Annotated in this window: 22 protein-coding genes; 16 read left to right on the top strand and 6 right to left on the bottom strand. The window is 61.3% G+C overall.

Features of this window, described 5'->3' with window-relative positions:
- The first annotated feature begins 20 nt into the window (after nucleotides 1–20).
- Nucleotides 21–779 (top strand): phospholipid-binding lipoprotein MlaA, encoded by a 759-nt coding sequence (gene mlaA, locus FOT55_RS23045; RefSeq protein ID WP_025303725.1) that lies wholly within the window; start codon nucleotides 21–23, stop codon nucleotides 777–779.
- A gap of 116 nt (nucleotides 780–895) precedes the next feature.
- On the opposite strand, the gene fadL is transcribed toward mlaA, so the two are convergent.
- The gene (gene fadL / locus FOT55_RS23040) at nucleotides 896–2,218 is read right to left on the bottom strand and encodes a long-chain fatty acid transporter FadL (RefSeq protein WP_004936243.1); all 1,323 of its coding nucleotides are present in this window, start codon (nucleotides 2,216–2,218) and stop codon (nucleotides 896–898) included.
- Between the two features lie 405 nt (nucleotides 2,219–2,623).
- On the opposite strand from fadL, the gene FOT55_RS23035 reads away from it, so the two are divergent.
- The 4 genes from FOT55_RS23035 (at nucleotide 2,624) to sixA (ending at nucleotide 7,462) form a co-directional block, all read left to right on the top strand.
- Entirely contained in the window at nucleotides 2,624–2,920 is a 297-nt protein-coding gene (locus FOT55_RS23035) for a YfcZ/YiiS family protein (RefSeq protein WP_072145088.1), read from the top strand.
- 195 nt (nucleotides 2,921–3,115) lie between these two features.
- Nucleotides 3,116–4,426: an acetyl-CoA C-acyltransferase FadI gene (fadI, locus tag FOT55_RS23030; RefSeq protein ID WP_025303722.1), complete on the top strand. Its 1,311-nt coding sequence runs from the start codon at nucleotides 3,116–3,118 to the stop codon at nucleotides 4,424–4,426.
- Nucleotides 4,426–6,591 (top strand): fatty acid oxidation complex subunit alpha FadJ, encoded by a 2,166-nt coding sequence (gene fadJ, locus FOT55_RS23025; RefSeq protein ID WP_025303721.1) that lies wholly within the window; start codon nucleotides 4,426–4,428, stop codon nucleotides 6,589–6,591. Before fadI ends, fadJ begins: the two co-directional genes overlap by 1 nt.
- Nucleotides 6,592–6,979: 388 nt before the next feature.
- Entirely contained in the window at nucleotides 6,980–7,462 is a 483-nt protein-coding gene (gene sixA, locus FOT55_RS23020) for a phosphohistidine phosphatase SixA (RefSeq protein WP_004936230.1), read from the top strand.
- Between the two features lie 70 nt (nucleotides 7,463–7,532).
- On the opposite strand, the gene smrB is transcribed toward sixA, so the two are convergent.
- Nucleotides 7,533–8,063, bottom strand: a complete 531-nt coding sequence (gene smrB / locus FOT55_RS23015) for an endonuclease SmrB (protein WP_025303720.1) — start codon at nucleotides 8,061–8,063, stop codon at nucleotides 7,533–7,535.
- Nucleotides 8,064–8,233: 170 nt separating this feature from the next.
- Between smrB and prmB the strand changes: the two genes are divergently transcribed.
- From prmB to FOT55_RS22985, 6 genes are all read left to right on the top strand, one after another.
- Entirely contained in the window at nucleotides 8,234–9,166 is a 933-nt protein-coding gene (prmB, locus tag FOT55_RS23010; protein WP_025160157.1) for a 50S ribosomal protein L3 N(5)-glutamine methyltransferase, read from the top strand.
- A 65-nt stretch (nucleotides 9,167–9,231) separates the two neighbouring features.
- On the top strand, nucleotides 9,232–10,317 hold the full coding sequence (aroC, locus tag FOT55_RS23005) for a chorismate synthase (RefSeq protein WP_004936219.1): 1,086 nt from the start codon (nucleotides 9,232–9,234) through the stop codon (nucleotides 10,315–10,317).
- A 5-nt stretch (nucleotides 10,318–10,322) separates the two neighbouring features.
- Nucleotides 10,323–11,150: a penicillin-insensitive murein endopeptidase gene (gene mepA / locus FOT55_RS23000; RefSeq protein WP_147824076.1), complete on the top strand. Its 828-nt coding sequence runs from the start codon at nucleotides 10,323–10,325 to the stop codon at nucleotides 11,148–11,150.
- Between the two features lie 3 nt (nucleotides 11,151–11,153).
- The gene (locus tag FOT55_RS22995) at nucleotides 11,154–11,960 is read left to right on the top strand and encodes a sulfite exporter TauE/SafE family protein (protein ID WP_025303718.1); all 807 of its coding nucleotides are present in this window, start codon (nucleotides 11,154–11,156) and stop codon (nucleotides 11,958–11,960) included.
- 80 nt (nucleotides 11,961–12,040) lie between these two features.
- Nucleotides 12,041–12,598, top strand: coding sequence for an elongation factor P hydroxylase (locus tag FOT55_RS22990; RefSeq protein ID WP_043140178.1), 558 nt, complete (start codon nucleotides 12,041–12,043; stop codon nucleotides 12,596–12,598).
- Between the two features lie 32 nt (nucleotides 12,599–12,630).
- Entirely contained in the window at nucleotides 12,631–12,912 is a 282-nt protein-coding gene (locus tag FOT55_RS22985) for a YfcL family protein (RefSeq protein ID WP_016926855.1), read from the top strand.
- A gap of 41 nt (nucleotides 12,913–12,953) precedes the next feature.
- Here the strand turns inward: FOT55_RS22985 and mnmC are convergent, their stop codons facing one another.
- Nucleotides 12,954–14,975, bottom strand: coding sequence for a bifunctional tRNA (5-methylaminomethyl-2-thiouridine)(34)-methyltransferase MnmC2/FAD-dependent 5-carboxymethylaminomethyl-2-thiouridine(34) oxidoreductase MnmC1 (gene mnmC / locus FOT55_RS22980; RefSeq protein ID WP_147824075.1), 2,022 nt, complete (start codon nucleotides 14,973–14,975; stop codon nucleotides 12,954–12,956).
- 170 nt (nucleotides 14,976–15,145) lie between these two features.
- Here mnmC and fabB point away from each other — a divergent pair, with 170 nt between their 5' ends.
- Both fabB and FOT55_RS22970 read left to right on the top strand, forming a co-directional pair.
- On the top strand, nucleotides 15,146–16,366 hold the full coding sequence (fabB, locus tag FOT55_RS22975; protein ID WP_016926857.1) for a beta-ketoacyl-ACP synthase I: 1,221 nt from the start codon (nucleotides 15,146–15,148) through the stop codon (nucleotides 16,364–16,366).
- Between the two features lie 212 nt (nucleotides 16,367–16,578).
- Nucleotides 16,579–16,800: a putative periplasmic lipoprotein gene (locus FOT55_RS22970; RefSeq protein ID WP_004936201.1), complete on the top strand. Its 222-nt coding sequence runs from the start codon at nucleotides 16,579–16,581 to the stop codon at nucleotides 16,798–16,800.
- Between the two features lie 51 nt (nucleotides 16,801–16,851).
- On the opposite strand, the gene apbE is transcribed toward FOT55_RS22970, so the two are convergent.
- Nucleotides 16,852–17,883 carry an FAD:protein FMN transferase ApbE gene (apbE, locus tag FOT55_RS22965; RefSeq protein ID WP_147824074.1) on the bottom strand — a complete coding sequence of 344 codons (1,032 nt, stop codon included), beginning with the start codon at nucleotides 17,881–17,883 and terminating at the stop codon, nucleotides 16,852–16,854.
- Between the two features lie 154 nt (nucleotides 17,884–18,037).
- On the opposite strand from apbE, the gene FOT55_RS22960 reads away from it, so the two are divergent.
- Nucleotides 18,038–19,150: an SLC13 family permease gene (locus FOT55_RS22960; protein ID WP_147824073.1), complete on the top strand. Its 1,113-nt coding sequence runs from the start codon at nucleotides 18,038–18,040 to the stop codon at nucleotides 19,148–19,150.
- Here FOT55_RS22960 and pepT read toward each other — a convergent pair.
- Nucleotides 19,147–20,394, bottom strand: a complete 1,248-nt coding sequence (pepT, locus tag FOT55_RS22955) for a peptidase T (protein WP_147824072.1) — start codon at nucleotides 20,392–20,394, stop codon at nucleotides 19,147–19,149. The two genes, FOT55_RS22960 and pepT, sit on opposite strands and share 4 nt — an antisense overlap.
- Before the next feature lie 217 nt (nucleotides 20,395–20,611).
- Here pepT and FOT55_RS22950 point away from each other — a divergent pair, with 217 nt between their 5' ends.
- A complete protein-coding gene (locus FOT55_RS22950) occupies nucleotides 20,612–21,508 on the top strand; it encodes an endonuclease/exonuclease/phosphatase family protein (protein WP_147824071.1) in 897 nt (298 codons plus the stop codon).
- Nucleotides 21,509–21,535: 27 nt separating this feature from the next.
- Here the strand turns inward: FOT55_RS22950 and pdxR are convergent, their stop codons facing one another.
- Nucleotides 21,536–22,969 (bottom strand): MocR-like pyridoxine biosynthesis transcription factor PdxR, encoded by a 1,434-nt coding sequence (pdxR, locus tag FOT55_RS22945; protein WP_187181966.1) that lies wholly within the window; start codon nucleotides 22,967–22,969, stop codon nucleotides 21,536–21,538.
- A 93-nt stretch (nucleotides 22,970–23,062) separates the two neighbouring features.
- Here pdxR and FOT55_RS22940 point away from each other — a divergent pair, with 93 nt between their 5' ends.
- Nucleotides 23,063–23,518: a rhodanese-like domain-containing protein gene (locus FOT55_RS22940; protein ID WP_147824069.1), complete on the top strand. Its 456-nt coding sequence runs from the start codon at nucleotides 23,063–23,065 to the stop codon at nucleotides 23,516–23,518.
- Nucleotides 23,519–23,522: the final 4 nt, after the last annotated feature.

Genomic DNA, 23,522 nt, shown 5'->3' with positions numbered 1-23,522 from the left:
GTGTTTTTATGGAGAAAAATATGAACTTTCGCCTGACTGGGGTGGCATTCGCAGCGGCATTACTGGTGGGCTGTGCCAGCGCGCCAGACAATGAGCCGCAAGGGCGTTCTGATCCTCTGGAAGGATTTAACCGGACGATGTTCGACTTCAACTACAACGTCCTGGATCCTTATATCTTGCGTCCGGTCGCGGTGGCCTGGCGTGACTACGTGCCGATGCCGGCGCGTAACGGCATCAGCAACTTCACCTCCAACCTGGAAGAGCCGGCCAGCATGGTCAACGCCTTCCTGAAGGGCGATCCTTACCGCGGGATGATCCACTTCAACCGTTTCTTCCTGAACACCCTACTCGGGATGGGCGGCCTGATCGACGTGGCCGGCATGGCCAACCCGAAACTGGCGCGCGAAGAGCCGAATCGCTTCGGCAGCACGTTGGGGCATTACGATGTGGGTTACGGCCCGTACGTGATGTTGCCGGGCTACGGCAGCTTTACCCTGCGTGACGAAGGTGGCGACTTTGCGGATACGCTGTATCCGATGCTGAGCTACCTGACCTTCTGGATGTCGGCGGGCAAATGGGTGGTCGAGGGTATCGAAACCCGCGCTCAACTGCTGGATTCCGACGGTCTGCTGCGCAATTCCTCCGATCCTTACATCATGGTGCGCGAAGCTTACTTCCAGCGCCACGATTTCATCGCCAACGGCGGTTCGCTCAAGCCGGAAGAGAACCCGAACGCCAAGGCGATTCAGGGCGAACTGGACGAGATCGACTCGCAGTAATCCCGGGCATTATGCCAATGAAAACCCGCCGTCAGGCGGGTTTTTTTATGCCCGCGCGAGCGACAGGCAAAGAAAAAGCGCCCCAGGGGGCGCTTTGGCATCCATCCCAAGTGAGATTAGAAGCGGTAGTTGAAGTTGGCGCCGTACAGCCAGGCCTTGCCTTCGGAGGTGAAGGTATAAGGACCTTCGTTGATGGTGACTTTCTGGCCGTGCATGTAGGACACGCCGACGTCGACCGAGGCGTCTTTGTTGAACGCATAGGTAGTACCGGCACTCAGCCAGAAACGGTCCTGATCGGGAATGGAGATCGAACGGTTTTGGGCAGGCACCGGGCTGTCATCGAAGGCGATACCGGTACGGAAGGTCCAGTTATCGTCGTAGAAGTAGGTGGTACCCAGCGCGATGCGGTAAGCGTCTTTGAAGCCTTCATGCTTCTGGAACAGGGTCTGGCCGTTGTTGCCGGTGGCTTTCAGCTCCTGGAACTGGCTCCAACTGGTGTAGGCCAGGCTGTAGTGGATGGCCCACTGCGGCGCCACTTTGTTATAGCCGGACAGTTCCCACATTTCCGGCAGGTGCAGGCTCAGAGAACCCGGAATGGTGGTGCCGTTGGTGCCCCACGGAAGACCTTGAGAGGCCAGCAACGGGTTGAAGGCTGAAGGCAGGCTGCTCTTGTAATCGCCGTCGAAGTCGATTTTCACTTCTGAGCGATAGGTGAAGCCGTAACGGTTGTTTTCATCCACTTCGTAGAGAATACCGGCGTTCCAGCCGAAGCCCCATTCGTCGCCTTTCAGATGAGAAATTTGGGTATCTGCCGGGATCTGCGAAACCGGGCCGGCCAACTGTGGCGGCAATTTGCCTGAACCGGCGATCAATTTTGGCAGATCGCCGGCGTAACGCTCGAGTTTAGCCTTGGCGTAGACGGCGTCAAAACCCAGACCGAAGCTGAAGTTTTTGTTCAGGCGATAAGCGCCGCTCAGGTTCAGGTTCAGGGTTTCCAGATCGGTTTTGCCGCCCATGGAACCCGCCGCGTAACCGTCGTTATATTCGGTCGCCAAACCGAAGTTGCTGGTGACCGAGCCGCCTACGGCGAATTGATCGTTAATTGGGTGAACATAATGCAGGTTCGGCACCCAGGCTGTCGGTGCGATGTTTTTCGCATCCAGGCTGGCGCCGGAAGGAGATCGGCCACTGATATCGACGTCCGGATCGATGAAGACTGCGCCGAAAGAAAGTTCCGGGCGGGTATACATCATCAGCAATGCCGGGTTGCGGCTTGCGGAGGCCGCCGTATCCGCCATGGCGCCTTCGCCAGAATACGAACGTCCTAAACCAGCTGATGAGAACTCATTCAGCTGGAATCCTGCGGCAGACACGTTTGAAGAAATAATTGCCACTGCAGCTGCGAGAGCTGATTTAGTCAATAGGTTTTTCTGGCTCATGACCAAAACCTCATTATGTGTTTATTATTTAAACTATTGTTACACGAAGTAACAAGGAGCGCGGGATTGTAGGGTCCGTTATCGTTCAGACAAATCAGACCAGTGGCTGAAGTATAGGTCTGACCTGTGAAAATGTTGCAAGTTTGTTTTTGAAATATTTCCAACCTGATATCAAAAAAGAGATCTGCTTAACAAAAAGCCAGCGGTAAATAACAAAATTCTTACCATTCCTTAGCAGACGCTCATTTTTATTTGTGATTTCCATCACTTAAAACACCCAGTAAAAGTAAGTGCTAGTGATTGCCGGCGTGGAAGCGTAAAATACCCGCAGAATTTTGTGGCTTTGTGCCGGTGAGTGAAACGGCAATTTGGGCTGATAACAGAGGCCCTTGAGGAGAACCAATCATGTCAGATGCAATTAATAAATGCAGCGCCCAGGAAACCGCCGCGTGTTGCTGCGTGGATGTCGGCACCGTGATGGATAACACCGATTGCACCGCGTCCTACAGCCAGGTGTTCAGTAATCAACAAGATGCGGAAGCGATGCTGGCCGCCCTGAGCGAAAAGGCGCGCGCGGTCGAATCCGATCCTTGTGACATCAGCAGTAGCATTAAACCGGTTGACGGTGGCGTGCAGTTGGAGGCCGATTTCACCTTCGCCTGCCAGGCGGAAACCCTGATCTTCCAGCTCGGCCTGCGTTAATCCCCGCTTTACCCCCGGCGCCGCCTGCTGCGCGCCGGGGATTTCCTTCCCCGTGCCGCCCCGATAGAAAGTGCGCCTGCTCGCAGTTTTGATCTCTGCCGGTTTGCCAAATGTAACCGTTTGGTTAACAATGACCTCATCAGGTCAGACCTCTTTCTGCCCATTGCGCTGACGTTATTTTCTTCAGGAGCATTTATGAGTAAGGCACTGCCGTTGGTGACCCGTCATGGTGACCGCATTGCGATTGTGAATGGACTGCGTACCCCCTTTGCCAAACAGGCAACTGCCTATCACGGCATTCCGGCGGTGGATTTAGGGAAAACGGCGGTGAGCGAGCTGTTGGCGCGTAGCGGCATCGATCCGCAGCTGATCGAACAGCTGGTGTTCGGCCAGGTGGTGCAAATGCCCGAGGCGCCGAACATCGCGCGTGAAATCGTGCTCGGTACCGGTATGAGCGTTCATACCGACGCTTACAGCGTGTCGCGTGCCTGCGCCACCAGCTTCCAGGCGATCGCCAACGTGGCGGAGAGCATCATGGCCGGCAGCATCAGCGTCGGTATCGCCGGCGGGGCGGACTCTTCTTCCGTCTTGCCGATCGGCGTCAGCAAGGCGTTGGCGCGCACGCTGGTGGACGTCAACAAGGCGCGCACGCTGTCGCAGCGTCTCAAACTGTTCAGCCGGCTGAAATTCCGCGATCTGATGCCGGTGCCGCCGGCGGTGGCGGAGTATTCCACCGGTCTGCGCATGGGCGATACCGCTGAGCAAATGGCGAAAAGCCACGGCATCACCCGCGAAGCGCAGGATGCGCTGGCGCACCGTTCCCATGAACTGGCGGCCAGGGCCTGGCGTGAGGGGTGGCTGCGCGATGAGGTGATGACGGCCTACGTGCCGCCTTACCGCGCGCAGCTTTCTGAAGACAACAATATCCGCAAAGACTCCAGCCTGGCTTCCTACGCCAAGCTGAAACCGGCGTTCGATCGCAAACACGGCAGCGTCACTGCGGCCAACAGCACGCCGTTGACCGACGGCGCGGCGGCGGTACTGATGATGAGCGAATCGCGCGCCAAAGAGCTGGGGCTGCAGCCGCTCGGCTATCTACGCAGTTTCGCCTTCGCCGCCATCGACGTGTGGGAAGACATGCTGCTGGGGCCTTCCTACGCTACGCCGCTGGCGCTGGATCGCGCCGGCATCGGTCTGGCCGATCTGACGCTCATCGACATGCATGAAGCCTTCGCTGCGCAAACGCTGGCCAACCTGAAGATGTTTGCCAGCGAAGCGTTCGCCCGCGAGAAGCTTGGCCGCAGCCAGGCGATCGGTGAGGTGGACATGGACAAATTCAACGTCTTGGGTGGTTCCATCGCCTATGGCCACCCATTCGCCGCCACCGGCGCGCGCATGATCACCCAGACGTTGCGCGAGCTGAAACGCCGCGGCGGCGGGCTGGGCCTGACCACCGCCTGCGCCGCCGGCGGGTTAGGGGCCGCGATGATCGTGGAGGTGGAATGATGAGTGCCGAAAACGCATTGCACGAACAGCGGGCCAAACCGTCGGCCTTTCAGCTGACGATTCGTCCCGACAACATCGGCGTGATCACCATCGACGTGCCGGGCGATAAGGTCAATACGCTCAAGGCCGAGTTCGTCGAACAGGTGAACGACGTGCTGATCCGGGCGCAGCAGCATACCGCGCTGGAAGGATTGGTGATCGTTTCCGGCAAGCCGGACTCGTTTATCGCCGGCGCCGACATCACCATGATTGCCGCCTGCACCAGCGCCAAAGAGGCGGAAACGCTGGCCAAGAAAGGGCAGAGCACGCTAGCGCAGATCGCCGCCTTCCCGGTGCCGGTGGTGGCCGCCATTCATGGCGCCTGCCTGGGCGGCGGCCTGGAATTGGCGCTGGCCTGCCACGGCCGCGTCTGTTCGTTGGATGACAAAACCGCGCTCGGTCTGCCGGAAGTGCAGCTGGGCCTGCTGCCGGGCTCCGGCGGCACTCAGCGCCTGCCGCGCTTGGTTGGCGCCGCCAAGGCGCTGGACATGATCCTGACCGGCAAGCACATTCGCGCCCGCCAGGCGCTGCGCATGGGGCTGGTGGACGACGCCGTGCCGCAGTCGATCCTGTTGCAGACCGCCATCGAGCGGGTGAAACAGGGCTGGAAGCATCAGCGCGAGCTGCCGTGGCAGGATCGCCTGCTCAATGGCCCGCTGGGCAGAAATCTGCTGTTCAGCATTGTGCGCAAAAAAACGTTGGCGAAAACCCACGGCAACTACCCGGCGGCGGAACGCATCATTCAGGTAGTGCGCACCGGGCTGGATCACGGCAGCGCCAGCGGCTATGAAGCCGAAGCGCGCGCCTTTGGCGAACTGGCGATGACGCCGCAGTCGGCGGCGCTGCGCAGCCTGTTCTTCGCCTCCACTGCGCTGAAAAAAGAGCGGGGCGGCAATGCCAAGCCGCATGCCCTGCATCGCGTCGGCATTCTCGGCGGCGGCCTGATGGGCGGCGGCATCGCCTGCGTCACCGCCACGCGCGGCGGTTTGCCGGTTCGTATCAAAGACATTAATGAAACCGGCATCAATCACGCGCTGAAATACAGCTGGGACGTGCTTGGCAAACGGGTACGCAGCAAGCGCATGCGCCCGGCGGAACGGCAAAAACAGATGATGCTGATCTCCGGCTCTACCGATTACACCGGCTTTGAGCAGGTGGATATCGTGGTCGAGGCGGTGTTTGAGGATCTGGCGCTGAAGCAGAAGATGGTGGCCGAGGTCGAAGCGAACTGTGCGCCGCATACCGTGTTTGCCTCCAATACTTCCTCGTTGCCTATCGGCCACATCGCCGAAAAAGCCCAGCGGCCGCAGCAGGTGATCGGTCTGCACTACTTTAGCCCGGTGGACAAAATGCCGCTGGTGGAAGTGATCCCGCACGCCGGCACCAGCGAAGAGACTATCGCGACCACCGTGGCGCTGGCGCACAAGCAGGGCAAGACCGCTATCGTGGTGGGCGACAGCGCGGGTTTTTATGTCAACCGCATCCTGGCGCCGTACATCAACGAAGCGGCCCGTTGCCTGCTGGAAGGCGAGCCGATGGAGTCGCTGGACAAGGCGCTGGTGGACTTCGGTTTCCCGGTCGGCCCGATCACCCTGTTGGACGAAGTGGGCATCGACGTCGGCACCAAGATCATTCCGGTGCTGGTCGAGGCGCTGGGGCCGCGCTTCGCCGCGCCGGCTGCGTTCGATGCGGTGCTGAAGGACGGGCGTAAAGGGCGCAAGAACGGCCGCGGCTTCTATCTTTACCCGAGCGAAGGGCAGCAGCGGCAGCGGCGTAAACGTGCGGATACCTCATTGTATACGTTGCTCGGCGTCACGCCGAAGGCGCACATGCTGCCGGCGACCGTCGCCCAGCGCTGCGTGATGATGATGCTGAACGAAGCGGCGCGCTGCCTGGATGAAGGCGTGATCCGCAGCGCGCGCGACGGCGACATCGGCGCGGTGTTCGGCATCGGCTTCCCGCCGTTCCTCGGCGGCCCGTTCCGCTATATGGACGAGCTCGGCGCCGAAAAAGTGGTGAAAACGTTGGAATACCTGCGCCAGCAGCACGGCGAGCACTTCGCGCCGTGCGAACGCTTGCAGCGCATGGCGCAGCAGGGCGAGCGTTTTTACCCGCTGGGGAGCTGAACGCAGGGCGGCCCGATTTGCACTATAGTTGCAACAGGGCCGCGTTGTGATCGCCATCACTCCTTGTAACAGCGTCAGCCGGTGAGGCTGTACAGCAAGGCGTAGGCAGCGGTAAGTTAGCTTGACCGTCATCAATAAATTTCATGGCGGTAAGGTTAAAATTTAACCCGTTGAATTGATTGTTCTGTGAGCAATCGAGGTTTGCCAGGGGAGGGTTGCTGTAAAAAACAGCATTTTCTTTAGGCAAACTTTCAGGCAAAATGCCCGGCCGCCATAAAGAGACGGCGCGTTATCGTTTTAAAGCTTTGGCTTTGGGTTGTAAAACTCGGCGGTACAGCACGCACGGCGTTTCTGTATAGCGTTACTTTGTCAACAACAGCGGTGCAATATGCAAGTTTTGATTATGCGTCACGGAGAGGCGGCGCTCGAGGCAGCCAGCGATGCGGTAAGGCCCCTTACCCTGTGCGGCCGCGACGAGTCCCGTCAGATGGCGGCCTGGTTGAACACCAAGTCTGTGGATATTGAACGCGTGCTGGTCAGCCCCTATCTGCGGGCCGAACAGACGCTGGCGACGGTGCGTGAAGCCTTGACGCTGCCGGAGGGCGAAGAAGTGCTGCCCGAGCTGACGCCGGGCGGCAACGCCGAACAGGTCGGCAGCTATCTGCAGGCGCTGGCGATGCAAGGGGTGAGCTCGGTGCTGATCGTGTCGCACCTGCCGCTGGTGGGCTACCTGGTGGCTGAACTGTGCCCGGGCGAGTGCCCGCCGATGTTCGCGACCTCGGCGATCGCTAACGTCGATCTGCCGGCGGACGGCAGCTACGGCAAATTTGAATGGCAGGTCAGCCCGTCGCAGGTGATGGCCAAAGTGTGAGCCGCGGATGCGGTGCGGAATAAACTCAGGGCGATGTCTGACATCGCCCTGAGTCGTTTCTGCGGGGGGGCTATTCTGCCAGCTCCACCAACAGCAGGACGGCGGCGTTGCCGCCCCATTCCTTCGGCGCCTGATGGAACGCCAGCACGTCGGGATGCTGCGCAAGCCACAGCGGCGTTTGCTGTTTGAGAATGTGTTTGCCGTGCCCGTGCATCACGCAGGCGCAGTGCACGTGCTCGCGTTTGCAGGCGGCGATCAACGCCCCCAGCTCCTGCTTGGCCTGCAGCTGGGTCAGGCCGTGCAAATCGAGAAACAGCTCCGGCGAATAATCGCCGCGTCGCAGCTTCTTCAGCTCATACGGGCTGCTGCCGGGGCGCACGTAGCGCGTCGGGCCTTCCTCTTCCAGCTGCGGCTGATATTCATCTGAAAAATAATAGCTGGCATCGACCTGCTCCTGCAGCAGCCGCTGCGGCGCAACCTGTTTGACCTTGAGCTTCGGCGGGCGGTGGACGATGGTGTCCTGGCGCAGCTTTTTTGCGCCCGCCACCGACTCTCTGAAGAGCTGTTGTTCGTCTTTGCTCAGAGGGGGCTTGTTCTTCATGCTTCATTCACCGGAAATCGTTTATTTCGCTAGTTTACCTTGTGAATGAGCGCTGTCGACGCAAAACTCGGGCCAGAGTGAAAAGCGCGAGGGGCGCGCGTGATTTGTCGCGGGCTTCATGGCAAACTATGCGGCTAAATCATGAAACACAGCGCCTGCCGGAGGGCAAATTGGACAAAATTTTCGTCGACGAAGCAGTGAACGAACTGCACACCATTCAAGATATGCTGCGCTGGACGGTAAGCCGCTTCAACGCCGCCAATATCTATTATGGTCACGGAACCGACAATCCGTGGGACGAAGCGGTGCAATTGGTGCTGCCAAGCCTGTTCCTGCCGTTGGACATTCCGGAGGACATGCACACCGCCCGTCTGACCTCCAGCGAGCGCCATCGCATCGTTGAGCGCGTGATCCGCCGCGTCAACGAACGCATCCCGGTCGCTTACCTGACCAACAAGGCCTGGTTCTGCGGCATGGAATTCTACGTCGACGAACGCGTGTTGGTGCCGCGCTCGCCGATCGGTGAGCTGATCAACGATCGTTTCAGCGCGCTGATCCCGCACCCGCCACGCCATATTCTCGACATGTGCACCGGCAGCGGCTGCATCGCCATCGCCTGTGGCTACGCTTTCCCGGAAGCGGAAGTGGACGCGGTGGACATCTCCAGCGAAGTGCTGGCGGTGACCGAGCGCAATATTCAGGCGCACGGCGTCGAACATCAGGTGATCCCGATCCGTTCCGATCTGTTCCGCGACGTTCCCGCGATCCAGTACGATCTGATCGTCACCAACCCGCCGTACGTCGATGCGGAAGACATGTCCGATCTGCCGCAGGAGTTCCGCTTTGAGCCGGAACTGGGCCTGGCGGCGGGCAGCGACGGCCTGAAGCTGGTGCGCCGCATCCTGGCCTGCGCGCCGGACTACCTGACCGACGACGGCGTGCTGATTTGTGAAGTGGGCAACAGCATGGTACATCTGATGGAACAATATCCGGACATCCCGTTCACCTGGCTGGAATTCGAAAACGGCGGCGACGGCGTGTTCATGCTGACCAAACAGCAGCTGGTGGATTGCAAGGATCACTTCAGCCTCTATCGCAGCTAAACCGCATTTCCAGGGCCCGCATGGCGGGCCTCATAACGATAAAAGACTAACGGTAAGGAGCCGTGATGGCAGGAAACAGTATTGGGCAGATTTTCCGCGTCACCACCTTCGGTGAATCTCACGGGGTGGCGCTGGGTTGTATCGTCGATGGCGTACCGCCCGGCATTCCGCTCACCGAAGCCGATTTGCAACACGATCTGGATCGTCGTCGTCCGGGCACCTCGCGTTACACCACCCAGCGTCGCGAACCGGATCAGGTGCGCATTCTCTCCGGCGTATTCGAAGGCGTGACCACCGGTACCAGCATCGGTCTGATCATTGAAAACACCGATCAGCGCTCGCAAGACTACAGCGCCATCAAAGACGTGTTCCGTCCGGGGCATGCCGACTACACCTACGAACAGAAATACGGTCTGCGCGACTATCGCGGCGGTGGCCGCTCTTCGGCGCGCGAAACCGCCATGCGCGTTGCGGCGGGCGCCATCGCCAAGAAATACCTGCAGCAGAAGTTCGGCGTGCAGGTGCGCGGCTATCTGGCGCAGATCGGCGACGTGACCTGCGAGCTGAAAGACTGGGATCAGGTCGAACAGAACCCGTTCTTCTGCCCGGATCCGGACAAGCTGGAAGCGCTGGACGAACTGATGCGCGCGCTGAAAAAAGAGGGCGACTCCATCGGCGCCAAGGTCAGCGTGATTGCGGAGAACGTGCCGGTTGGCCTGGGCGAGCCGGTGTTTGATCGCCTCGACGCCGATCTGGCGCACGCGCTGATGAGCATCAACGCGGTGAAAGGCGTGGAGATCGGTGACGGATTTGCTGTCGTGACCAAACGCGGCAGCGAAAACCGCGATGAAATCACCCCGGAAGGCTTCCAGAGCAACCATGCCGGCGGCATTCTCGGCGGCATCAGCAGCGGCCAACCGGTGATCGCGCATCTGGCGCTGAAGCCGACCTCCAGCATCATGGTACCGGGCCGCACCATCAATCGCCAGGGCGAAGCGGTGGAAATGGTGACCCGCGGTCGCCACGATCCGTGCGTGGGCATCCGCGCCGTGCCGATCGCCGAAGCGATGATGGCAATCGTGTTGATGGATCACCTGCTGCGCCAGCGTGCGCAAAACGGTGATGTGGTTTCCGACGTACCTCGCTGGTAATCGCCATGAAAAACTGGATGTTGGGCCTGGTGGCCTTGACGGCCTCCGCTTCCGCCATGGCGCTGACGCCGTGGCAGAAAATCGACCATCCGGTGGCCGGCGCGCCGCAGGCGGTGGGCGGTTTCGCCAACGGCTGCGTCATCGGCGCGCAGCCGTTGCCGCTGAATTCACCGGACTACCAGGTGATGCGTACCGACCAGCGCCGCTATTTCGGCCATCCGGATCTGCTGGCGTTCATACAGCGCCTCAGCAGCCAAGCGAACCAGAAAGCGCTGGGCACGGTGCTGATCGGCGACATGGCGATGCCGGCCGGTGGGCGCTTCAGCAGCGGCCACGCCAGCCACCAGTCGGGGCTCGACGTTGACATCTGGCTGCAGTTGCCGCGCCAACGCTGGAGCGAGCAGCAATTGCTCAAACCGCAGCCGATCGACCTGGTGTCGGGCGATGGCAAGCAGGTGGTGGCGAGCCAATGGCAGCCGCAAATTGAGTCGCTGATCAAACTGGCGGCGCAGGACGCGGACGTGACGCGCATCTTCGTCAACCCGGCGATCAAGCAGCGTCTGTGCCTGGACGCCGGCGCCGATCGCGCCTGGCTGCACAAGGTGCGGCCGTGGTTCGGCCACCGTGCGCACATGCACGTGCGTCTGCGTTGTCCGGCCGGCAGCCTGGAGTGCCAGGAGCAGGATACGCCGCCGCCGGGCGACGGCTGCGGCGCCGAACTGGCGAGCTGGTTCGTGCCGCATCAGCCGAACGCGAAGCCGGGCAAACCCGTGCCGCCGCCGTTACCGCCGACCTGTCAGGCATTGCTGGATCACCATTTCTCAGCGGAATAACACATGGACTGGTTCGTCATTGGCCCCGAGATGCTCGGGGTGTTGTTTGCGGTAGCGCTGCTGGCGGGGTTTATCGACTCCATCGCCGGCGGCGGCGGGTTGCTGACGGTGCCGGCCCTGCTGGCGGTGGGGGTTCCTCCGGCGCAGGCGCTGGCGACCAATAAGTTGCAGTCGGTCGGCGGCTCCTTCTCCGCCAGTCTGTACTTCATTCGTCGGCGAGCGGTGAATCTCAACGACCAGAAGCTGACGATTTTTCTGACGCTGATCGGCTCGATCGCCGGCGCCATTTTGGTGCAGCATATGCGCGCCGATTTGCTGCGGCAGATGTTGCCGCTGCTGGTGATCGGCATCGGTCTCTATTTCTTGTTGATGCCGCGACTGGGTGAGGAAGATCGTCAACGCCGTCTCGGGGCCTTGCCGTTCGGGCTGGTGGCCGGCGGTTGCGTCGGGTTTTACGACGGTTTCTTCGGCCCCGGCGCCGGGTCATTCTACGCGCTGGCCTACGTGACGCTGTGCGGTTTCAACCTCGCCAAGTCCACGGCGCACGCCAAGGTGCTGAACTTTACCTCCAACGTCGGCGGGCTGGCGCTGTTCATCATCGGCGGCAAGGTGGTGTGGAGCATTGGTCTGGTGATGTTGGTGGGGCAGGTGCTGGGGGCGCGTTTGGGCGCGCACATGGTGCTGACCCGCGGCCAGAAATTGATTCGGCCGATGATCGTGATCGTCTCGCTGGTGATGAGCCTCAAGCTGCTGTACGACAATCACGGCGCGGAAATTCAGCAGTGGTTGACCGCCTTGGTGCACGGTTAAAGATGAAGAGGGGGCGTTGCTTACGCGCCCTGTCTTATCGGGTATAATGGCCTCTTTATTTTTGTGGTTATAGAGTTTTTATGTCAGACATGCAGACCCGCCATCACTATGAGCAGCTGATCGAGATCTTCAATCGGTGCTTCAGCGATGACTACAACACCCGCCTGGTGAAGGGCGACGACGAACCTATCTACCTGCCGGCCGACGACGAATTGCCGTATCACCGCATCGTGTTCGCCCACGGCTTCTACGCCAGCGGCCTGCATGAAATCTCGCACTGGTGCATCGCCGGTGAAGCGCGCCGCCAACTGGTGGACTTCGGTTACTGGTATTGCCCGGACGGGCGCGACGCGCAAACCCAGAGTGAATTCGAAGCGGTGGAGATCAAACCGCAGGCGCTGGAATGGATGTTCTGCGTGGCGGCCGGTTTCCCGTTCAACGTCAGCTGCGACAACCTGAACGGCGACTGCGAGCCGGATCGCATCGCGTTCCAGCGCAAGGTGCGCGCCCGGGTATTGATGCTACTGGAGCAGGGAATACCCACACGGCCTGCGCGCTTTATTCAGGCGTTGCAATCGTTCTACAATACGCCACCGCTGGCGGCCGAGCATTTTCCGTATCCGGAAGATCTCAACTGACGCCACAGCCCGTTATTTAATGAGGAAATTTGATGATCGCAGAATTTGAAGCGCGCATTTTGGCGCTGATTGATGACATGGTAGAGCACGCCAGCGATGATGAACTGTTTGCCGGTGGCTACCTGCGCGGTCATCTGACGCTGGCGGTGGCCGAAGCGGAAGAGCAGGGCGAGCATACTGCCGAAGCGCTGAAAGCGCGGGTGGAAGAGAGCCTGCACAAGGCGATCGCCGCTGGGGAACTCTCGCCGCCGGATCAGATTTTGGTGCGCGGCATGTGGGAAAACCTCTATCAGGCTGCCACCCCAGCCGCCTGACCGCCATGCCGGGGCGCGTCGCCGCGCCCCTCATCCATGAATTAAACCGCACGTCCTTTCAGTAACTTTCGCACCCACATTCGATTCGGATTCAACGCCGCCAGCAGGCGCGCGTCGCCCGGTAACGGTTCGCCGAACAGCTGCGCCGCCAGAATTTCCGCCGCCAGCGGCGCCGAACACAGCCCGCGCGATCCCAACCCACCGATAGCGAACAGGCCGGGATAGACCGGCGCATTGGCGACGGTTTCGCCGCGCTGGTTCTGCCGCTGCAAATCCTGATACTGCGTCAACGTGGCCTGATAGTCCGGCAGCGCGCCGACCATCGGCAAATGATCGCGGGTGGCGCTGCGCACGCCGCAGCGCGCCTGATGAGCGCTGACGTCCACTTGCTGCGGCCAGGCCTGCTCCGGCAGGCAGCGCAGCAGGCGTTCACGGTTTTCCTGTTGCTCCTGCTCGCGGTAGTCGGTGGTGATGTCGCCGCGCTGGTAGCTGGCGCCAATGCAGTGGTGGCCGTTGTTGGCATTAACCGGCGTCAGGTAGCCGTCGTAACACAAGACCTGTTTCAATTGACCGAGGGCCGGCGAGCTTGGGATATGCGACACCTGTCCGCGTACCGAATACAGCGGCAGGGCTTCCGTCGGCGCCAGTTCGGCCAGCCGATGGCCATTGGCCAGGATCACCGTCGCATGGCTGCGGCTTTCGCCGTGGGCGAAGTCGATGCGCCAGCCGTTTTCTTCCTGCGTCAGCCTCTGTGCATCGTGCCGGTAGTGGCAGACCAAGCCCTGGCGCTGCGCCAGCGCGAGAGCGCCGCGCGTCAGCTCGGCCGGACAGAGCCAACCGCCTTGGGGATAGGTGATGCCGCCGAAGCCGGTATCGACGCCGCACAGTCCGCTGAGCGTCTCGCGGTCGGCCGCCATCGCCAAGGCCTGCGGCCAGTCGGTTTTCAGCATATTGGCGATCTTAGCGCCGCTCTTGTCGTCATAGGCCAACTGGCTGACGCCGCACCACTGATGATCAAAGGCGACGCCTTGTTGCAACAGCGCGTCGTACTGGCGGCGGGCGAAGGGAAACGCGGCGCTGAAGAAGCTCTCCAGCGCGTCGCCGCTGCCGTTCAGCAACGGATAAATCGCCCCCTGGCGATTGCCGGATGCCCCCTCCGCCGCCTGCTCATCGGCGCAGTACAGCGTGACGGTGGCACCGCGCCGCAGCAAGGCCAGCGCGGTGAGCGCGCTGGCGACGCCGCCGCCGATCAGGGCGATGTCGGCGGTGTTGTCCGCCGCCGGGCGCCGATACCAGGGCGCCGGATGTGCGGCGGGCTGCGCATCGGCCGGGAGCTCGCCGGCGAGCATCTCACGCTTTTGGCCGAAGCCTTTGCAGCGGTTGACCTGAAAACCGGCCTGTTGCAAGCCACGGCGCACAAAGCCGGCGGCGGTAAAGGTGGCGAAGCTGCCTCCTGGCCGGGCGAAACGCGCCATGGCGGCGAACAGTTGATCGGTCCACATGTCGGGATTTTTTGCCGGCGCGAAACCGTCGAGGAACCAGGCATCCACCTGGTTATTCATGCTGGCGTCAAACTGCGGCAGCAGGTCGTTGACGTCGCCGAACCACAGATCGAGCGTAATGCGGCCTTCGGCCAGCAACAGACGATGGCAGCCCGGTAGCGGCAGCGGCCATTGGGCGCGCAGCTCGTCGGCATAAGGCGCCAGCTCCGGCCAGCGCGCATGCGCCGCCGCCAGGTCAGCCTGCTGCAGGGGGAATTTTTCGAAGCTGATAAAGTGCAGGCGTTGCAGCGCGGCGTCCGGCTCGGCCTGGCGGAAGCCGGCGAAGGCCTGCCACAGCGTGAGGAAATTGAGCCCGGTGCCGAACCCGGTTTCCGCCACCACCAACAACGGACGCGGGTGGGTGGCGAAACGTTGCGGCAGCCGATTGCCGTGCAGGAAGACGTAGCGGGTTTCTTCCAGCCCATCCTGATTGGAAAAATAGACGTCATCAAACTGTTTCGAAACAGGTGTACCCTGTTCGTTCCAGGTTAGCGTTGCGGTTTGGATGGGGGCGTGATTCACGGTCAATGGCTCGAAATTCAAGGGATGCCGCGAATTCTAACGGCGCTGGCGCCCCGGCGCAAACTGGACAACAATAAAGCTGAAAAACGCTGATCGGACTTGTTCGGCTTACATCTGTACGCTAAAGTGCGATGCAAAATCCCGTAGGTAAATAGTGGAAGAGGTATTGAATGAAACGTGCAGTGATTACTGGCCTGGGAGTTGTCTCCAGCATTGGTAATAACCAGCAGGAGGTCCTGGCAAGCCTGCAGGAAGGACGTTCTGGGATCACTTTCTCCCAGGAGCTGAAAGATTCCGGCATGCGTAGTCACGTATGGGGGCAAGTTAAGCTCGACACGACCGGCCTGATCGACCGCAAGGCAGTGCGTTTCATGAGCGATGCTTCCATTTATGCCTTCCTGGCGATGCAAGAAGCGATCGCATCTTCCGGCCTGAAGGAAGAAGAGTATCAAAACAACCCGCGTGTAGGCCTGATTGCCGGTTCCGGCGGCGGTTCTCCGCGCTTCCAGGTGTTCGGCGCCGATGCGATGCGCAGCCCGCGCGGCCTGAAAGCGGTTGGCCCGTACGTGGTGACCAAAGCCATGGCTTCCGGCGTTTCCGCCTGCCTGGCAACGCCGTTCAAAATCCATGGCGTGAACTACTCCATCAGCTCCGCTTGCGCGACCTCCGCGCACTGCATCGGCAACGCGGTTGAGCAAATTCAGTTGGGCAAACAGGACATCGTGTTCGCCGGCGGCGGTGAAGAGCTGTGCTGGGAAATGGCCTGCGAGTTCGACGCGATGGGCGCGCTGTCCACTAAGTACAACGACACGCCGGAAAAAGCCTCCCGCACCTACGACGCCGATCGTGACGGTTTCGTCATCGCCGGCGGCGGCGGCATGGTGGTGGTTGAAGAACTGGAGCACGCGCTGGCGCGCGGTGCGCACATCTACGCAGAAATCGTTGGCTACGGCGCGACTTCCGACGGTGCCGACATGGTTGCCCCTTCGGGCGAAGGCGCAGTGCGCTGCATGAAGATGGCGATGCAGGATCTGGATGCGCCGATCGACTACATCAACGTGCACGGCACCTCTACGCCGGTAGGCGACGTGAAAGAGCTGGGCGCTATTCGTGAAGTGTTCGGTGACAATACCCCGGCCATCTCCTCCACCAAGGCGATGACCGGTCACTCGCTGGGCGCCGCGGGCGTGCAGGAAGCGATTTACAGCCTGCTGATGCTGGAGCACGGCTTTATCGCGCCGAGCATTAACATCGAAACCCTGGATGAGCAGGCGGCCGGCATGAACATCGTGACCCAGCCGACTCAGCGCGAGCTGACCACCGTGATGTCCAACAGCTTCGGTTTCGGCGGCACCAACGCCACCCTGGTGATGCGCAAATTGGCGAAATAATTCCGCCGGCGCGTCACTTCGCTATCAAGCCCGCGTTTTCGCGGGCTTTTTACTGCTCAAAGCCCGCCGGGCGAGCGCTCGGAGTTTTCCCAAATCACATCCCCTGACACATCATTACCTCGCCATTACACGCGTTGGGCATACAATAGCCAGGTAGCGTGATTATCGCTCGGCGTAGCTTTCTAAAGTGATCGAACATTGAGGCAAGAAGTATGAAAAAGTTAATTGCGGTTGGGTTACTGTCGGCCGTGTTGGCCGGATGCGCCACCGATTCTCCCTGCGTGCCGGTCTACGATGACCAGGGGCGTCTGGTGCACACCAACACCTGTATGAAGGGCACCACTCAGGATAACTGGGAAACCGCGGGCGCGATCGCCGGCGGCGCGGCGGCGGTTGCCGGTCTGACCCTCGGTATCATCGCGCTGACCAAGTGATCGGCGCGGAACAGGAATAAGCCCGGCCATTGCGCGCCGGGCTTTTTTATCTCACTGCACCAAAAACGCTTTGAATTGCGGCGTCATCACGGCGCTGAAACCGTCGTCGGTTTTGCTGATCAGGTAGACCGCCAGCCCTTTCTCTTCGGCGAGCTGCAACGCTTTCTCCGGGCCCAGCACCATCAAGCCGGTATCCCAGCCGTCGGCCTCGAGCGCAGTGGGGGCGATCACCGTGGCGGAAACCAGCCGGTGGTTGATCGGCCTGCCGGTGGTCGGATCGATGACATGGGAGTAGCGCTGGCCGTTTTGTTCAAAGTAGTTGCGGTAGCTGCCGGCGGTGCTGATGCCGTAACCGTGCAGATCCACCAGCGCCTGCACCGCATTTTCACGATCGGTCGGCTTTTGGATCGCTACCCGCCAGGGTTTGCCCTGGCCGTTGACGCCGCGTGAAGAGACCGCGCCACCGACCGATACCAGGTAGTTGGTAATGCCGTGACGGTTCATCAGGCGCACCAACTCATCCGCGCCATAGCCTTCGCCCAGCGTCGAGAGATCGACATACATGCCCGGGAGATCTTTTTGCAGCCACTCCCCGCGACTGTCGCTGATCAGCTTCAGGTGCTGCAGGCCGGTGTTCTGCTTCGCCGCGTCGATCTGCGCCTGTTCCGGCACCTTGACCGGATGCTTGTCTGGGCCGAACCCCCACAGGTTCACCAGCGGGCCGACGGTGATGTCCATGGCGCCGCCGGTATCGCGGCCGATACGCTGGGCCATCAACACGATGTCCGCCATGCCGCGCGGGATAGGCTGCGGCTCGAGGTTGGCGCTGCGGTTAAACCGCGACAGCACCGAATCGGCGCGGTAGGTAGAGATATCGTCGTTGGCCCGTTCGAGCACCGTGTCGATCTGCCGCTGCAACTCTTGTTTGCCGATCGCGACGTCACCGCTGACCTTAACGCTGTAGAAGGTGCCCATGGTCTTGCCGTCGATATCGATTTGCGGGCGAGAGGCTGCATCGTCGCAGGCGGCGAGCAGGGCGCATAAGGCGCTGAGCAACGCCCCTTTGGCGAACAGGGAAGCCATAACATGTCCTTTGAAAACGAGAAAGCCGCTACAAATAAAGTAAAGCGCGGCAAATGGAAAGCGGATAAAGGTAAAATAGCATTTTGCTGGCGTTGCGGCTGCGCCTGAGCTAACGTCTCGCTCATGCTTTTCGCTGAGGTTTCAAGCTGCCACCATGAGTGCAACCGCCATTTCCCGGCTTATCCATCCCTTTGTCAAAGATCGCTTCTTGCATGTATTGCTGCTGGCCGGCGTGGCGATGTTCGTCTTTCATCCGCAGCCATTGGCGGCGTTGGGCGGCTTTATCGACGGCCGTACCCTCATCACCCTGCTGGGGCTGATGCTGCTGACCAAAGGCGTTGAGGTTAGCGGCTACTTCGATTTTGTCGGCCGCAAGATTATCAACCGCTTGCACAGCGAACGACGGCTAGCGCTGTTCCTGGTGTTTTCCGCCGCGCTGCTGTCGTCGTTTCTGACCAACGACGTGGCGCTGTTTATCGTCATTCCGCTCACCATCACGCTGAAAAAGCTGTCGGCGCTGCCGGTTGGCCGCTTGATCATCTTCCAGGCGCTGGCGGTGAACGCCGGTTCGTTGCTGACGCCGATCGGCAACCCGCAAAATATCCTGCTGTGGAGCCGCTCCGGCCTCTCTTTCCTCGGTTTCATCGGCCAGATGGCGCCGTTTGGCGCCGCAATGATGTTGAGCCTGCTGGCGCTGACCTGGTTCAGCTTCCCGGCGCGCGACATCGTGAAAACGCCGAATACCGAGGGGTATCCGTACCAGCGGCCGCTGTTGCTGAGCTGCGTAGGGCTGTATGCAGTTTTCCTGCTGTGTCTTGATTTCGATCTGCCGTTGTACGGGCTGCTGGCGGTGTTCGCCGGTTTCTTGCTGCTGGCGCGCCGGGTACTGTTGCAGATCGACTGGAGTCTGATTTTCGTGTTCGCCGCCATGTTCATCGATGTCGGCCTGTTTACCCGCTTGCCGCCGCTTCAGCCGGCATTTGCCGCCATCGCCGGGCTGAGCGAGGGGAGCGTGTATGCGTTGGGGGTTGGGCTGTCGCAGATCGTCAGTAACGTGCCGGCCACCATTTTGTTGCTCAACTATGTGCCTTCCAGCCCGCAGCTGGCGTATGCGGTTAACGCCGGTGGCTTCGGGTTGGCCATCGGATCGCTCGCCAACCTGATTGCGCTGCGCATGGCGGGGGAGCGCAAGATCTGGTTGCGCTTCCACTATTACTCGCTGCCGCTGCTGGCGTGGGCTGCGCTGGTCGGCTGGCTGTTGAGCTAACTCTGATTACCGCTCTGCCGGGCGGCCAACAGGCAAATGCTGCGGGTCACCTGGTAGGATTTCACGAAGGCGCTGACGGGTAAAAACTCGAAGCGCGAGTGGAAGTTATGCGCGCCGGTGAAGTAATTGGGCGTCAGGATGCCGCGGCTGGAGAGCGCCGCGCCGTCGGTGCCGCCGCGCATCGGGATCACCTTCGGCGGGATGCCGTGGGCGGCAAGGGCGCCGAAGATCAGATCGATGGCGCGCCGATCTTCGCCGATGGCGTTGCTGATGTTGCTGTAAATGTCGCTGATGCTGCAGCTGACGTTGGCGCGCGGATAGTTGGCCGCCACCTGACGCACCGTCTCCTCAAGGCGAGCTTTACGCGCCTCGAAGGTTGCGCTATCGAAGTCTCGAATCGACACCTTCAGCGTCGCCTGATTGGCATTGGCGGCCAGATCCGTGAACCAGAAATAGCCCTCGCGCCCGTCGGTGTGTTCCGGAGTATCCTGCACGTCGAATCGGTTGATGATGTCGTTGGCGATGCGTATCGGGTTGATTAACACGTTTTTCGCCGACATCGGGTGGGCAGTCACCCCCTCGATGCGGATCTCCGCCGACGCCGCGTTGAAATTCTCGTACACCACTTCGCCCAGCTCGCAGCAGTCGATGGTGTAGGCGAAATCGACGGGGAAACGCTGCAGATCCAGCGCCTTGGCGCCGCGCAGGCCGATTTCTTCGTCCGGTACGAACGCCACCACGATATCGCCGTGGCGATCGGCCGCGGTCAGGTTGGCCAGCAGCGTCATCACCACGGTGACCGCCGCCTTATTGTCGGCGCCCAGCACGCTGGTGCCGTCGCTGAACAGGATCTCTTCGTTCCGGTAGGGCAGGATCTCCGGATGCTCGGCGGTACGCAGCCAGATGTCCTGCTCGGCGTTCAGGCATAAATCCTCGCCGGTGAAGCGCAGGCGCTGCGGATGAATCTCGGGCGACAGGCCGACGTCCACGGTGTCGATATGCGTGATGAAGCCGATGCGCGGCGCGCCGGGTTGGGTGCCGGGCTTGCGGGCGGTGACGGTAGCGTGTTCGTCTATCTGCACCTCGGCCAGGCCGAGCCGGTGCAGCTCGTCCGCCAACAGTTGCGCCATCTCATGCTGCCCCGGCGTGCTGGGCAGGGCGGTTGCGGCGGCGTCGCTCTGGCTGGTCACCGCCAGATAGCGGAAGAAACGTTCGGTAAGCTGTTCGGCAATAGGGCTGGTCATCGGAACTCCTCGCGGTTGGCAATCTACCGGTTTTAAAACGAAATCAGCCGATTGTCCAACGGCGCAATGCGTAAACCGCCAGAATGCGAAGCATCGCGCAGAAACGAAAAATAGCGGTGCAACTAGGAAATAGTCGCAGGTTTCTGCGGCAAAATCGGTGTTAGCTGTGGGCCGGGAAGCGCCTACATAACACTTATCTGTCCCTCAAGGAGAATTCATGCACACCGGTCACGCTCTGCTTATCACTTTACTGTCCCTGGGCATCTCTCACAGCGCCTGGGCGTCCGCCGATACCGGGCATGCCAACAGCAACGCCAACAGCCGCGAAGTGGCCAGCGCGTTGGGCGGCCTGAAGAACAAAACCTACGAGCTGGAGCAGGCGCCGAAGATCCGCGTCGCCAGCTTCAATATCGCCGCCGGCAAGGTCAGCGACATGACCGCCATCGCCAAGGCGATTCGCGCGATGAACGTCGACGTGGTGGCGCTGCAGGAGGTGGATAAACTCACCGCCCGCAGCGGGCGCGTCGATCAGGCGGCGGAACTGGCGAAGCTGACCGGCATGCAGGCGGTGTTTGGCCGGGCGATCGATTTCGACGGCGGTGAATATGGCCTGGCGTTTCTCTCGAAGTATCCGCTGCACGACGCCGTGATCTATCCGTTGCCGTCCGGCCAGCGCGAACAGCGCATCGCCTTCAGTGCCAAAGTTGACGTGCCGGAGTTCCCGGCGCCGATCACCCTGTTCAACGCACATCTCGATACCAAGGAAGATCCGACGATGCGTCTGGATCAGGTGCGGGAGCTGAACGATCGCGCCATCGAAGTGCGCGGCATCAAGCTGCTGTTCGGCGACATGAACGATGTGCCGGGCAGCGTGACCTGGCTGGAGCTGAGCCGCTATTGGAACGACATCATGCCTAACAGGCAGGACGGCCGCAGCTGGCCGGCGGAAAACGCCGAGATCAAGGTGGATTACATCTTTAGCGGCAATGCGCAGCGTTGGCATCTGGACAGCCTGACGGTGCCGAACGCCAGCGGTGATTGGAACGGCGTGCACTGGCCGGCGGTGAGCGACCACCTGCCGCTGGTGGCGGAGATGCGCCTGACCGAGCAATAAGCCGGCCGGCGTCTCTCCGGGGCAGGGCTAAGCCGCGGCGATCCGCGCCAGCCGCTCGACGGCGCTGCGGATCTCGCCCGGCGTCAGGGACGAAAAACCCAGCAGCCAGCCATCGCGCTGGGCCTGAACCGTTTGGTATTGCGCCGTTAACCCGGGCGTAAGGACGCCGAGCCGCCACGCCTGCTGGCTGAGCGCCGCCTCTCGGCCGGGCGGCAGCCAAACGCTGAGCTGCAGGCCGCCGGCGGCGGGAACGGCCGTGGCGAAGTGGCTCAGCTTTTCGCGCACTTCCGTCAGCAGCACATCGCGCCGGCTGTGGTAGAGCTGGCGCATGTAGCGAATATGCGCGGCGAAGTGCCCCTGGCGGATGAACTCGGCGGTTACCGCCTGCATCAATTGCGCGCTGTGGCCGTCATAGACCGTGCGCGCGGTGACGAAGGGAGCGACCAGCGCGGGTGGCACGATCAGGTACGCCAGCCGCAGCGAAGGGAACAACGATTTGGAGAAGGTGCCGAGATAGAGCACCCGGCCATGGCGATCCAAGCCTTGCATCGCCGGAATCGGCAGCCCGTCGTAGTGAAATTCGCTGTCGTAATCGTCCTCAATGATCCAGGCCTGTTGCCGCTCCGCCTGCGCCAGCAACGCCAAGCGGCGTGCCAGGCTGAGCGCCGCGCCGGTCGGGTATTGGTGCGAGGGCGTCAGATAAATCAAACGTGGATCGGGCAAGGAAGGTTCTGCTTGCAGGCCGTCGCCGTCTACGGCCACCGGCGTCAGCGCGGCGCCGGCGCTGATAAAGGCGTTTCTCGCCCCGGCGTAACCCGGCTCTTCCATCCAGACGCTGTCGCCGCCGTCCAGCAGCAGCGTGGCGATCAGCTGCAGCGCCTGCTGCGAACTGGTCAGCACGATAACCTGGCTCACATCGCAGACTACGCCGCGCGTTTGGTTGACGTGGGCAGCAATGGCTTCGCGCAGCGGCAGATAGCCCTGCGGGTCGCCGTAGCGCAGCAGGCTTTCTCCCTGCAGGCGCAGGCGTTGAGCGGTCAGCTGCTTCCACAGGGCCAGCGGAAACGCGCGCAGGTCCGGCGAGCCGGCAGCGAAGGCTTGAGGATGCTGCGGATCGCGGCAGCCGCCGGTGTGCACGATCTGTTGGCCGCGCAGCGAAAGGCGCGGCATGGCGGTGCGGGTCGCCGGCGGCGGCGATTTGGCGATGCGGATAGCCACAAATGTGCCCTGGCCGACGCGGCGCTGCAAATACCCCTCCGCTTCCAACTGGCCGTAGGCTGCTTCGACGGTCACCCTTGAGAGGCTCAGATCCACAGCCAGCACTCGGCTGGAGGGCAGGCGTTGCCCAATGCTCAATGCGCCGTGGTGGATGGCTTGCCGCAATGCCGCGCACAGACGATCGCGCAGCGTGCCGATGGCCTGGGGCGATTGCTGAAACAGCGTGATCAGCGTGTGCCGCATAATGGGTCTTATCATGAGTAAAAAATGGGTATCAATCATAAGACCAAAATCGGGCACTATTGTCATCTGTCTTGATCAACGGGAGTGAGTGATATGTCGAAAGAATCCTTGGTGCTGGCCTTTCCGCCGGCAGCGCCGGAAGAGAGCCTGGCCTATCTGGCGGCTAAACTGAGCCGCTATGCGGATGCCTGGGACGTGGCGGAAGATTTGCGCAATGGCGTGGACGGGATGGTGGTGATCGACACCCGTGCGGAGGCGCTGTACGCCGCCGGGCATATCCCCGGCGCATTCAGCTTGCCGCATCGCCTGATGGATGAAGCCGGCACGGCGCACCTGGATCGCCAAAAGGTGTATGTGACCTACTGCGACGGCATCGGCTGCAACGGTTCCACCAAAGGCGCCTACAAGCTGGCGAAGTTGGGATTTAGGGTGAAGGAGTTGATTGGCGGGCTGGATTTCTGGCTGCGCGACGGCCATCCGTTGGCCATCGGCGAACTGCCGGGGTCACTGCGCGATCGGGCGGCCGCAGCGGACTGCGGCTGCGCCTAAGGCG

Origin of the sequence: Serratia bockelmannii (assembly GCF_008011855.1) — a bacterium.
Classification (GTDB): Bacteria; Pseudomonadota; Gammaproteobacteria; order Enterobacterales; family Enterobacteriaceae; genus Serratia; species Serratia bockelmannii.
The sequence above is the reverse complement of the archived record's forward strand: the minus strand, read 5'-3'. Positions and strand labels throughout refer to the sequence as shown.

Coding starts and splice junctions, on each gene's coding strand:
- smrB (WP_025303720.1), bottom strand. CDS start 8,063: ATGAAGAACAAGCCCCCTCTGAGCAAAGACGAACAACAGCTCTTCAGA.
- mepA (WP_147824076.1), top strand. CDS start 10,323: ATGAAAAACTGGATGTTGGGCCTGGTGGCCTTGACGGCCTCCGCTTCC.
- fabB (WP_016926857.1), top strand. CDS start 15,146: ATGAAACGTGCAGTGATTACTGGCCTGGGAGTTGTCTCCAGCATTGGT.
- FOT55_RS22990 (WP_043140178.1), top strand. CDS start 12,041: ATGTCAGACATGCAGACCCGCCATCACTATGAGCAGCTGATCGAGATC.
- pdxR (WP_187181966.1), bottom strand. CDS start 22,969: ATGCGGCACACGCTGATCACGCTGTTTCAGCAATCGCCCCAGGCCATC.
- FOT55_RS22985 (WP_016926855.1), top strand. CDS start 12,631: ATGATCGCAGAATTTGAAGCGCGCATTTTGGCGCTGATTGATGACATG.
- FOT55_RS23035 (WP_072145088.1), top strand. CDS start 2,624: ATGTCAGATGCAATTAATAAATGCAGCGCCCAGGAAACCGCCGCGTGT.
- apbE (WP_147824074.1), bottom strand. CDS start 17,883: ATGGCTTCCCTGTTCGCCAAAGGGGCGTTGCTCAGCGCCTTATGCGCC.
- aroC (WP_004936219.1), top strand. CDS start 9,232: ATGGCAGGAAACAGTATTGGGCAGATTTTCCGCGTCACCACCTTCGGT.
- FOT55_RS22960 (WP_147824073.1), top strand. CDS start 18,038: ATGAGTGCAACCGCCATTTCCCGGCTTATCCATCCCTTTGTCAAAGAT.
- fadI (WP_025303722.1), top strand. CDS start 3,116: ATGAGTAAGGCACTGCCGTTGGTGACCCGTCATGGTGACCGCATTGCG.
- pepT (WP_147824072.1), bottom strand. CDS start 20,394: ATGACCAGCCCTATTGCCGAACAGCTTACCGAACGTTTCTTCCGCTAT.
- sixA (WP_004936230.1), top strand. CDS start 6,980: ATGCAAGTTTTGATTATGCGTCACGGAGAGGCGGCGCTCGAGGCAGCC.
- fadJ (WP_025303721.1), top strand. CDS start 4,426: ATGAGTGCCGAAAACGCATTGCACGAACAGCGGGCCAAACCGTCGGCC.
- FOT55_RS22970 (WP_004936201.1), top strand. CDS start 16,579: ATGAAAAAGTTAATTGCGGTTGGGTTACTGTCGGCCGTGTTGGCCGGA.
- mlaA (WP_025303725.1), top strand. CDS start 21: ATGAACTTTCGCCTGACTGGGGTGGCATTCGCAGCGGCATTACTGGTG.
- fadL (WP_004936243.1), bottom strand. CDS start 2,218: ATGAGCCAGAAAAACCTATTGACTAAATCAGCTCTCGCAGCTGCAGTG.
- FOT55_RS22950 (WP_147824071.1), top strand. CDS start 20,612: ATGCACACCGGTCACGCTCTGCTTATCACTTTACTGTCCCTGGGCATC.
- FOT55_RS22995 (WP_025303718.1), top strand. CDS start 11,154: ATGGACTGGTTCGTCATTGGCCCCGAGATGCTCGGGGTGTTGTTTGCG.
- FOT55_RS22940 (WP_147824069.1), top strand. CDS start 23,063: ATGTCGAAAGAATCCTTGGTGCTGGCCTTTCCGCCGGCAGCGCCGGAA.